Below are 11133 nucleotides of genomic sequence, written 5' to 3' on the forward strand. Positions count from 1 at the left end.
AATACCCCATTGTCAATATTATGAGTGAGAGGCTATGGACAGGGATAAGGTGGCCGCTGTCATTCTTACATACAATCGTCAAGAACTTCTCAAGCGTTGCCTTGACGCCGTTTATTCACAGAGCCGTGCATGTGATTATGTTATTGTCATTGACAATGCAAGTGACGATGGTACCAAAGAAATGCTGCTCGACTCCGACTATCCAGCTCTGCAACTTTATACGATTTCACGAAATATTGGGGCTGCTGGTGGTTTCAATGCGGGCTTTCGTCTAGCGTACCAGAATGGAGCCGACTTTGTCTGGATGATGGACGATGATGTTCTGCCCGAACCGGAGGCCTTGGAGCATCTCCTGGAAGCTGATGCTGTACTCGCCGAGAAGGGCATCGAGCACTCCTTTCTGGTCTCCTCGGCATTTACAGAGTCGGGGTACGTCACTAATACGCCGGAGCCAAGCCGAATCAAGAACCAGATCGGATACCGTGACTGGTCTGTCCTACTCGACCAACGCTTGGTCGCCGTAGATAGGGCCTGCTTTATTTCGATACTTGTCCCGCGCATCATCTTGGAGTGTTATGGCTTGCCCATCGCTTCCATGTTCATCTGGGGAGAAGACGCCGAGTTCACGTTGAGAATCAGCCAGCAGGCACCAGGGTTCTTGGTCGGCGATAGCCGGGTGCTTCACCTGCGTCAGGAAGGCGGTCCGATTAGAATTACCTCTGAGCGCAATCCGATGCGTCTTCGCTATTACCGAAACCTCATTCGCAACAAACTCTTCATCGCCAGGAAATATCAACCCTGGCGTCGTTTTCCGCTGGTGCTTTTTTCTCTGATCCGTCTGTTGTGTCAGCTGTTGGGGAACAGGCAGTTTGGTAAGGCCGTGATCGTATTTCAGGGAGCTCTATCGAGCCTGTACTTTTCCCCCGGGATCGAACAGGTCGATGCTTCCATCGATTCTCTCGGCGTCGAGATGCATCAGCTTCTCCCTTGAGTGTACTGCCCTGTCGCTTTGTTGATCGTGCCACTAATGCTGGATGCTCTTTATCAATTGCTGGTAAAAAGTCTCAATGAACTTGCGAAATCAGTTGGTCAGGAGTTTCCTGACGGTGGGTGCCATCCGGATCCTTGCAATCCCTCTCGGACTTGCGACAAGCTTTCTCTTGGCCCGATATCTGGGACCCAATGCATTCGGCCAATATGCTTTCATGATGGCGCTGCTTCCCTTCTTATCCCTGCTAGTAGGGGGGGCTTGCACAGCTCCTAACGCGGGAAGCCGCCGGATACCGGTTTGAGGCCCAATGGTCGAACCTTCGTGGCCTTCCCCGGGCAGCTTGTGTCTGGGTAATCCTGGTTTCACTTGTTTTGTCCGTGGCATACCTATTGGCTGAAATGGTCATGGGATGGCCAGAACAGTGGTTCGAGAAGCTGGACAATCAGGATGCCGGACGCCGCTATCGCGGCAGAAAGCTTTCCGATGCCGGCGTGACGGCGAGGTTCTACAAGGCCGTCAGTGGCGCTTACCTCGGCCATATTCTCAAGGTCGACCTGACGGCCGAGACGTTCAACTACGTGTTGGATCAACGTGCACTCGATCGCGTCCGCATGCTGGATGGCAAGCTGCTGCTGGTCACCAACATGGCCGATTATGAGCCGCAGGAGATCGTGGAGCGCTACCGGGCACTGGCTGATATCGAGCGCGGTTTCCGGGTGCTGAAAAGCGACATCGAGATCGCGCCGGTCTACCACCGTCTACCGGATCGCATCCGCGTCCATGCATTGATCTGCTTCCTCGCCCTGGTGCTTTACCGGGTGCTGAGGCTTCGGCTCAAGGCCAGCGATCATCCGCTGTCGCCGACGCGGGCACTGGAAATTGCCCGCAAGATCCAATTCCACCAGGTCCTGCTTCACCGTCGCGAGACGGCGAGCGGCCTGACCAAGCTGAAGCCTGAACAACGCGACCTCTTCGAGGCCATCGGCCTGCCGGCACCAACCGCATCACGCTTGTAGGGCCAATTTTGACAACGCGTTTTCAGGTAAATCAGTAGTTTACGCTTCTAACTGTCGAACTCCGGATGTCATATAGGTTAGCTGCCTTCAGGCCCTATAGTGATTGGAAGTTTGGGGAGTTGACTGATTAAAATCGTGCATTAGCCGTATGTTGATTACTTATATATGAGAAAGATGCAATGAAAGACACGATCTCAAATATTTTCTATAATAGAGCCGGCTTCAGTGTTTATCGATGGAGAATATGCGATTCTGTTCCACTCGTTGTTGATTTGATAGGCCCCCCGGGAATAGGTAAATCTTACTTGATCAAATGTTTAATAAAAAAATCTGTTATCCATGCCAGTCGTCAAAAATTTGATCAAACAAGAAGGGTGTGTATATCTAGAGCCTATTTACTCTCCCTGGCGGCAACGCGGTTGGATGATATTGGCGTGCTCCAAAAGAAATCGATAAAAATTCTGTATGATCTCAATATTCATAGTGCTAATTGGGGTGTGCTTGTCGATGAGGGGCTAAGTCAACACTTCATAAATGAATTATGTGAGATGTCCATAGACAGTCCAGACAATTTCGATTTTATTATGCGAAGGCGTGCAGTCATTAACCTGGCTGCATCGCCGACGTTTATCAATAACCGCATCCGAGATAGGGCTGCAAAAAGTGGAGCTTTGCTATCATATCACAAGGGAAAGACGGATGAGGAATTATCAAGGTTCAACATGAAGTTTTTAGAGAAGGGCGAAAATCTGACCTTACTCATGAAGGAAAGATATTTTCCCGCAGTCACCATCGATGCAAGTATGAATGACGATATCGTTGTTGAGCAGATTGTTGATTTTCTATCCTCTCTAACTGTAAATGTATTAATAAAATAAGTGTGCAGCAACTATCTTTCAGGCTTTTTACACATGCACTTTTATTCTTCTGCATATTCTTTACCAAAGATCTATTTTCCCGGTAATTGTTTATACATACAAGATGTGACTAATTTTTCTTTAATTTGAGCAATGCAGATGATTGGCATGGTGATTAGTAGTCGACCCCTATTAATCAGTATGGGTGAGAAATCCTCGTTCTTGATTTCGTCAGGAAAATTATGTTAGGTAATGTTTTTATGAAAAATGAATTGAAGTTATCGTACATGTTTATGCCGGTTGCAGTCGTATCTGCCTTGTCTTATGTGTCAATTCCACTTAGTTTAATATTCGCTTTTATTGTTACGTTGGTTGTTACATCAAAGAGTGTCTACTACTCGGTCCCACTGGTCTTGTTTGGGTCAGGCTTTCAACTAATCGGGATCTACTCAGGAGTGCACTATGGATGGTTTATTGTTCTTTCAGCATTGCTCGGAGCCACATATCAGATTTTTGCACGGGGAGTGCTAAGGATATACATGCCATTCGGGATCTTGGTTTTTTTAGTGTTAACACTGTCATTCATGCACTTGCTAGCTGATTCTTTATATCTAGAAAGATATTTTGGCTTAATATCTGTCCTTGTCTACAGCCTTTTCCTTCTGGGCTTCTCAGAAGACCATGCTCCCCAGGATCTGGAAAATAATCTTTTATCGGCAATAGCTTTTGCTGGATTATGTATGGGGGCAGTCGCTTTTTTATTATTCACTTCACAGGAACTTTCATTGGCGAGAACATCTGAGATGAGCTTTGCTGTTGGTGATACACAAAGTTCCCCGAGATTATTGACCACAGTGCTGGGATCTGTCCTTACGCTAACTATGTTGTCTCTTATAATAGAAAAAAATGGAATACTATCTAAGGTTCTTTATCTGGCATCTTCCTTGTGTGTCTTGCTTGCCATGGTCTATGCCGGTTCAAGAATGCCATTAATAGCAACTGTTGTTTCTATAACAATAGGGCTTTTTATTTATCTAGTAAGAAATTTCAGTAAACTGCCCGCACGATTTGTAGTATGGGTTTCTGTTTTAGTTCTTGCTTTTTCCTCATTGATATTTTATTTCTCAATGTTTGGTGTGGCTGGATTACCATTTGTTCCTGATTCAGTCGAATCGTTAAGGGTTTTAAAGGCTGTCAATATTGGTAATAACAGTAGGCTATCGATGTGGAGTTCATACCTAGATGGCATGGATGTTCTTGACATGTTATTTGGGATCGGGTTAGGAACATTTGGCAACCCACATTCATTCTGGATAGGGGGTTTTATCGCTTTTGGTGTGATTGGCATTTTTCCCATTATTCTGTTCTTAATGGTAAAAATATTTCAGTCCTTTTGCATAGGCGCTATTTATCCTTTAGCAACATTAATTTACATCCTGCTATCTGCTTCTACATCAAGTGATATCGACCGGATGCAACCTTGGATAATCTTATCCTTGGCATGCCTGCTTTATGTGACGACTTTAAATGGTTGGAAAGAAGATGGAAAAACAGAATAATACCATTAACAGAAGGTTCGGTGCGATATATGTTGCCATGGGGCGGCCATATTTAGCAATGACATTACTCTCGATCAAGACCTTGAAGTCAGTAAGTCCTTCAATGCCAGTTACCGTAATCACTAATGTGGAACTGCTGCTCGATAACATTGATTTCTTATCTGAAGATCTTGATACGATCATCTTTATTGATCTTGATGCGACAGAAAATAGAAATATAAAAAGTCGTTTGCATGAATATTCTTCTTACCAGAAAGCGATCTTCCTGGACTCAGATACACTGATAATGAAAGATCTTGCGACCGGTGAGTTTCTCCTGGATCACTTTGATGTAGCGATGCGGGTTAATCCCTACCCTCAAGAAAGAAAGGGCAAAGGAGATGTGTCTATTTTAGGAGGTGAACTGGTTTCTAACCTTCCTCACTGGAACAGTGGAGTGATTCTTTTCAAGAAGTCTGAAGCAGTCGATCATTTCTTTTCCAAATGGAACAAAAGTTATAACAGTATCGGTGTTGAGTATGATCAAGTGTCGCTGGTGGAGGCTGTGTTTAAATCGAATGTTAGGTTTCTGGGCTTAGAGAAGCGTTGGAATGATACGGATCCATTCTTGAATAGAAAGAAATGGCTAAAGAGAGTACGCGTATTTCACTACGCATCAAACATCAGCAACGATCTGATGCATCAAATCCTTGCCATGGACTCATTCATTCCTGATAAAGGCCATGATAAGAAAAATAACGAGACAGCCGATTTTCTTTCCCGGAAAAGAAAATCAAAACGTAAAGAACTCGGGTTACTAAAATACTCTCTTATAAAAATCTTCTGGCTATTTAGCACGCCGGTAAAGTTTCACAATAATTGAAGGTGGGTCGGCTATGCCTTACATCATTGAGTTTATTGGAGTGCCGGGTTCCGGTAAAACCTTTTCATCTTTAAAACTTGAATCACTTTTGAGATCGGAAGCCTCCAAAGTTATTAGTTATGCAGAGTTTTCAAGTGGTGACGTCAATTTTTTCCGTATAATAAAAAAAATGATATCCACCTTCAAATTCATAATCAGAAGCCCGCGAGAATTTATAGGATTGGGTTCCCTGATATTTTCCAATGAGTATAAATCCAAATTGATAGTTTGGTCTATTTTGATTAATTACTCTCATTTACTTGATTTTTTGAATAAATGCAGATATGAGTCATCACCAGCTGTAGTTGAGCAAGGTATCTTTCAGATTGGTTGGCCATTGATTTACTACTCTACGGATAAGGAACCGTCTCTAAAGGTCTTTTACAGATTGATTGACAATGCGATAAAACATATAGACCCATCTCTATATATTCTGGTCTGCATAACCCCGCCTGAGATTGTCCTTGCTAAAAGAATGAGAAAAAGGAATCTATCCGATTTAAATATCAGAGAATCCATGGCGTCTTTAGAGCTTCTATATTCTTCCATAAAGGGTCTACGTTCCGTGTCAGGGATGATTTTTCTTTCCAATGACGGAAGCGATAGCTCCAATGAGAAAACAAATACTATTATCCTCGATCTGGTGAAATCAAATGGCCAAAAGAAAAATCATTACAGCTGTGACAAGTGATGGTAGTGTCATCTTCCTGGAAGGTCATTTCGTGTGCGCCCAAGCATCAGGGTTTGATACTATCCTGATTTGCAAGGGTGGTCCTAAATCATCAAAGATCTCTGCCAATGAACAAACAAAATTCAAAGAGGTGCCATTCAGCAGGGAGATAGATATTGGTAATGATGTTACATGTCTGATTTCTCTTGTATCTATTTTCATGAGAGAGAAACCCTTCATAGTAAATGCCGGAACTCCTAAAGCTTCATTGCTAAGCATGTTGGCAGCCTGGGTGTCCGGAGTGCCATACAGAATCTACACACAGCATGGATTCAGGCACGAATCCCTTCACGGTTTATCACGCGCTATTCAAATTCTAATTGAGCGAATTACATGCCATTTGGCTACTCACGTCATATGTGTCAGTCCCAGTGTTCGTCATCTTGGAATTTCATCGGGGTTTTTCTCGGAAAGCAAGTCCCGCGTGCTGGGAATGGGTAGTTGTGGCGTCTCTCTTGGTAGATTGAGGGATGGTGCAAGCCATGGACCGAGTTGCGAGACAATCAAGGCATCATATGGCATTCAGCAGCAAGATTTTGTCATTGGGTTCGTTGGCAGGATAATCCCGAGAAAAGGGGTTGAAGAGCTGGTGTCTGCTTTCATAGAGATATCCCAATCGAGACCTAATATAAAGTTGCTTCTGGTTGGAGGGTTTGAAAAGGCGCAACCTATTTCCGAGTGGTGTCTGAATATGATCCGCAATCATGACCATATCATTAATGTGGGATTTCAAAATAATGTGGCGGCATATATGAAGGTAATGAATCTTTTCTGCATGCCTTCTCACTGGGAGGGGTTTGGTAACACTTTAGTTGAAGCTGCATATTTGGGGTTGCCTGTCATTACTTCTAACGGAACAGGTAGTCGTGATGCTGTCAAGAATGACTATAATGGAACTGTTGTGTCTGTGGGGGACAAGGATGCCTTGAAGAGAACCATTATTCGTTATCTGGATTATCCAGATATATTGAAAAAACATGGTGAAAATGGACCGAGTTGGGCAAGACGGTTTGATAGAAATGTGATTAATAATGAACTTGTTGCTTTTTATAAAAGTCTGCCGTGATTATCCGCCCTTAAATCTTTCTGCCAGAGTCCTATTCCTTGGTGTCTACAGGATGAACTTGACGTTACCGCCAGTCCCGTGTTGGTGTAATTGTACCAGATAGTCTTGACAGCACTGAAGAATTTGTTCTATATCCAAGACATCGATCCTTATCAGCATAATTACAGGGTGTTGCAGTTTGTAGTTTATTTCTATGTATTCTAGCATCTTGTCGTGGATAAACGTTCATATGGACCAGCAATAAGGAGACATTGCCACAGGTTGTAAATAGCCATTCAGTAGAATGGAGATTCGGATATGATAGATTGTGATGTCCTTCGGGAATTGATTAATATTTATTCTTCAGAATGGACAGGCGCTGATTGGATTACGTAAAGTATTCTTCTCTGCTTCCTTTTTCCAGGATGCCTTGTGGGCGAGACATAGATGTAATAAATAAATAAGGTAATCTCCCGGGTTTGCCTGGGGACTACTCGAGGTTTGACCGTGTGATGCGGTCACAGGGAACCTCCAATCTCGGCAAAGAGATAGGAAGTTCCCAGTGAGAGAGTACCAGAGTCTGCTTATACGATATGGAATTGCAGGTATCATGTTGCTTTCATCCCGAAAAAGCGAAAGAAAGTGATTTTCGGTGGTATACGCAAGCACCTTACAGTTGAGTAGTTCCTTGACAACCTTGACCGGTGCTGGCGAGTGCAGGATGGCAGCTATCAACGTGATGGATTGGGGGTTTCAGGAAGGGAGTTTGCATGAACATGAAAGGCATTATTCTGGCGTGAGGTTCCGGGACACGGCTTTATCCAATCACGATGGGTATATCTAAAAAGCTAATTCCCATCTACGATAAGCCGATGATCTACTATCCATTGTCTGTGCTTATGCTGGCGGGTATTCAGGGTATTGTGATCATTACTACCCCGGATGAGCAGTATTGCTTCCAGAGACTTCTAGGCGATGGAAGTCAGTTCGGGGTAAACTTCACTTATGCCGTTCAGCCAAGCCCGGATGGGTTAGCACAGGCATTCATCATTGGAGAGCCATTCATCGGTAACGACAGAGCTTGCCTGGTTCTTGGTGATAATATATTTTATGGACAGTATTGCCCGGCGACATGGCCTAAAAGTGATCTACGATGGTGCACATGCCTTTGGTGTCAAATACAATGGCAGTAGCACCCTTCAGCGTGGTGACGCCACCACCTTGAGCTTTCACGTCACAAAACTTTTCCACACCGTTGAAGGTGGGGCTATATATTTAAGCATCGTGATAGCCTGGATCATGTAAGGTTGATGATATACCTTGATCTCGGAGGATGCGTGTATCGTTTCTCTTGGAATTAACTGCAAGATGCATGAGTTTCAAGCGGCCATGGGGCTTTGTGTTCTGGTTGATATCGACAATATTATTGCTGCTCGTGAGGAGATCTACAGTAAATACCGGCAATCTCTGGAAGGGTGGGTCAGGCTACAACGTCAAAACGCTTGCTGCACAAGAAACTACGTTTACTTCCCGGTTCTATTCGATAGCGAACTTGCTCTTATGGGGGTGAAGAAAGCCCTGGATGAGTATGGCTTCTTTCCCCGGAGGTATTTTTTCCATCTCTTGAGTCAGTTTTGTATATTGCGAGTAATGGTGATGATGAGATGCGGGATATATCAAGGAAGGTCTCGGGAAGTGTGCTGTGTTTCCCGGGTTGAGCATGGGTGAAGTCGATCGTGTTTTCGAAGTAATCAAGGAATGTGTCTCGAGAAGGTCTTGATGTTGAGGTCTGAGATTTTTCAGTGCAGTGATGAAAAGTTGCCCGTGTGGTTTTAGAAACATGTTGCGTCATGGTTGCTACTCCGTTGCTACTCCGAAGTCTCAGTGATCCATGTGAATGGTGGTAATCATGAACAGAATAGTAGTCAAAAACTATGAGGACCTCGATCTAGGACGATTCTTCGGTCTGCTGCTAGATCATAAATGGTTAATCCTGTTCATTACCTTGATATTCGCTTCGGTGGGAGCCGTGTATGCGATGCTCGCTACGCCGATCTATCGTGGTGATGCCTTGGTACAAGTGGAGCGTCGTGCCACGGTCAACCCCCTCGAGGACGTGGCCGCCGGCATGCTGGGAGAGGAGCATGAGAGCAGCACCGCGGCGGAGGTGCAGATCCTGCAGTCGCGCATGGTACTTGGGCAGGTCGTCGATCGTATGGGGCTGGATACGGAAGTCGTTCCAAAGGCCCTGCCAATCATTGGTAGCTATCTTCACCGGCATGGGATTCCGCGGCCAACATTCGCCACTGGCAGTATCGATATTTCCAGTTCTCTCCCCAATGCCTTGAAGGGCGGCCTCCGTCTCCCAAGCATTCTGCAGCCTCATTCGGTCGTTTGGGGCGACGAATGGCTAGAGCTCGGTCGCCTGGAGGTATCGGACCGATTACGCGGAACTCCGCTGATTGTCAAGGCTGGGAAAGATGGTCGCTACTCTCTCTGGCTAGGCGACGAGGGGCGCAGACCCATCGGCCAAGGACAGGTGGGCGAGCTGGCTCGTTTCATTGAGGGGGATATTCAGCTGCGCGTGGCCGCCCTCAAGGCCCCCGCGGGGACCGAGTTCACCCTCGTCAAGCACAGGCGTGCCTCGGCCATCCGCGACCTGGGGGACCGGTTGAGCGTGGCCGAAGTGGGCGTGGGGCGTGGCACGAGCACCGGGATATTGCGCCTGACCCTGACCGGGCCCGATCGCGACGAGATCCGGCGCTCGCTGGATGCCGTGGCGGAGACCTTCCTCACCCAGAATGTCCGGCGCCAGTCGGCCGAGATCGAACAAAGCCTGGCGTTTCTCGAGGAGCAGGCCCCCGAGCTGCGTACGCAGCTCCGCGCGGCCGAGGACAGCCTCAACGAGTACCGCGCGGCCCAGCACAGCGTCGACCTGACCTCCGAGGCCCAGGCCGCCATCGAACAGTTCGTCGCGCTCGACAGCCAGCTCAACGAACTGGAGTTCCGGGAGGCCGATCTGGCGCAGCGCTACACGCCCAACCACCCCGCCTACCAGTCGCTGCTGCGCCAGAAGCGCCATCTCGAGGCCGAGCGCGCCGCCCTCAATGCGCGGGTCGACGACCTGCCTGAAGCGCAGCAGGAAGTGGTGCGGCGGACGCGCGACGTGGAGGTGACCCAGGCCATCTACGTCAACGTGCTCAACCGGATGCAGGAGCTGCAGGTGGCGCGTGCCGGCACCATCGGCAACGTGCGCATCATCGATGAGGCGGAGGTCGGCATCGCCCCGATCGAGCCCCGCAAGCCGCGGATCGTGATGCTCGCCACGCTGCTCGGCGGCATGCTGGCGATGAGTGGCGTGGTGGTGCGGGGGTTGCTCAACCGCGGGGTGGAGGTGCCCGAGCAGCTCGAGGAGGCCGGCCTGCCGGTCTATGCCACGGTGCCGCTCTCCGACGAGCAGAAGAAGCTGGTGAGGCGGGTCAAGCATCGCTGGGAGCGCCAGGCCCGCGAGGTGGTCAGCGACGTGCTGGCCGAGCGAGCGCCGACCGATATGGCCAGCGAGGCGCTGCGCGGCCTGCGCACCAGTCTGCATTTCGCCATGCTGGAAGGGCGTGACAACCGCCTGATGATCACCGGCCCGGGCCCGGGCATCGGCAAGAGCTTCATCGCCGTCAACCTCGGCGCGATCTGCGCTCAGGCGGGGCAGCGGGTGCTGCTGGTGGATGCCGACATGCGCAAGGGCCACCTGCACCATGCCTTCGGCGAGCGCAGCGACGGCGGGCTCTCCGAACTGCTGGGTGGCCGTCAGGGGCTCGACGAGGTGATCCGCCACAGTCGGATCGACGGCCTCGACTATGTCGGCCGGGGCATGGTGCCGCCCAACCCGTCGGAGCTCTTGATGACCGCGGGCTTCAGCCATTTCCTCGACGCGGTGGGCGAGCGTTACGACCTGGTGATCGTCGACACCCCGCCGGTGCTGGCGGTGACGGATGCCGCGGTGATCGGCGCGCAGTGCGGTACCACGCTGCTGGTGG

General features: G+C 48.3%; 7 protein-coding genes and 5 pseudogenes. All 12 read left to right on the forward strand.

The features are described 5' to 3' along the window. Positions 1-34: 34 nt before the first annotated feature. Positions 35-991: a glycosyltransferase family 2 protein gene (locus QLQ85_RS15065; protein WP_282739746.1), complete on the forward strand. Its 957-nt coding sequence runs from the start codon at positions 35-37 to the stop codon at positions 989-991. Between the two features lie 419 nt (positions 992-1410). After that, a pseudogene (locus QLQ85_RS15070) lies at positions 1411-2007 on the forward strand (IS1634 family transposase); the annotation flags it as partial. A gap of 179 nt (positions 2008-2186) precedes the next feature. Further along, positions 2187-2885, forward strand: coding sequence for a hypothetical protein (locus QLQ85_RS15075; RefSeq protein ID WP_282739748.1), 699 nt, complete (start codon positions 2187-2189; stop codon positions 2883-2885). Between the two features lie 518 nt (positions 2886-3403). Further along, positions 3404-4423 carry a hypothetical protein gene (locus QLQ85_RS15080; RefSeq protein ID WP_282739749.1) on the forward strand — a complete coding sequence of 340 codons (1020 nt, stop codon included), beginning with the start codon at positions 3404-3406 and terminating at the stop codon, positions 4421-4423. After that, positions 4407-5285 carry a glycosyltransferase family protein gene (locus QLQ85_RS15085; protein ID WP_282739750.1) on the forward strand — a complete coding sequence of 293 codons (879 nt, stop codon included), beginning with the start codon at positions 4407-4409 and terminating at the stop codon, positions 5283-5285. Before QLQ85_RS15080 ends, QLQ85_RS15085 begins: the two co-directional genes overlap by 17 nt. A gap of 13 nt (positions 5286-5298) precedes the next feature. After that, a complete protein-coding gene (locus tag QLQ85_RS15090) occupies positions 5299-6015 on the forward strand; it encodes a hypothetical protein (protein WP_282739751.1) in 717 nt (238 codons plus the stop codon). After that, positions 5978-7120, forward strand: coding sequence for a glycosyltransferase family 4 protein (locus QLQ85_RS15095; RefSeq protein ID WP_282739752.1), 1143 nt, complete (start codon positions 5978-5980; stop codon positions 7118-7120). The genes QLQ85_RS15090 and QLQ85_RS15095 overlap by 38 nt, the downstream gene beginning before the upstream one ends. A 541-nt stretch (positions 7121-7661) precedes the next feature. Continuing rightward, positions 7662-7771 (forward strand): annotated as a pseudogene (locus tag QLQ85_RS15100) (IS200/IS605 family transposase); the annotation flags it as partial. Between the two features lie 104 nt (positions 7772-7875). After that, positions 7876-8217: pseudogene (locus QLQ85_RS15105) on the forward strand (sugar nucleotidyltransferase); the annotation flags it as partial. Further along, positions 8210-8827 (forward strand): annotated as a pseudogene (locus QLQ85_RS22885) (DegT/DnrJ/EryC1/StrS family aminotransferase). The pseudogenes QLQ85_RS15105 and QLQ85_RS22885, both read left to right, overlap by 8 nt. Positions 8828-9008: 181 nt before the next feature. Then, positions 9009-9674, forward strand: a pseudogene (locus QLQ85_RS22920) (Wzz/FepE/Etk N-terminal domain-containing protein); the annotation flags it as partial. A 9-nt stretch (positions 9675-9683) separates the two neighbouring features. Then, positions 9684-11133 (forward strand): polysaccharide biosynthesis tyrosine autokinase (locus QLQ85_RS15115; protein ID WP_282739757.1); only part of this gene is annotated, 1450 nt, incomplete at its 3' end.

Source organism: Halomonas kalidii, assembly GCF_030010475.1.
Classification (GTDB): domain Bacteria; phylum Pseudomonadota; class Gammaproteobacteria; order Pseudomonadales; family Halomonadaceae; genus Halomonas; species Halomonas heilongjiangensis.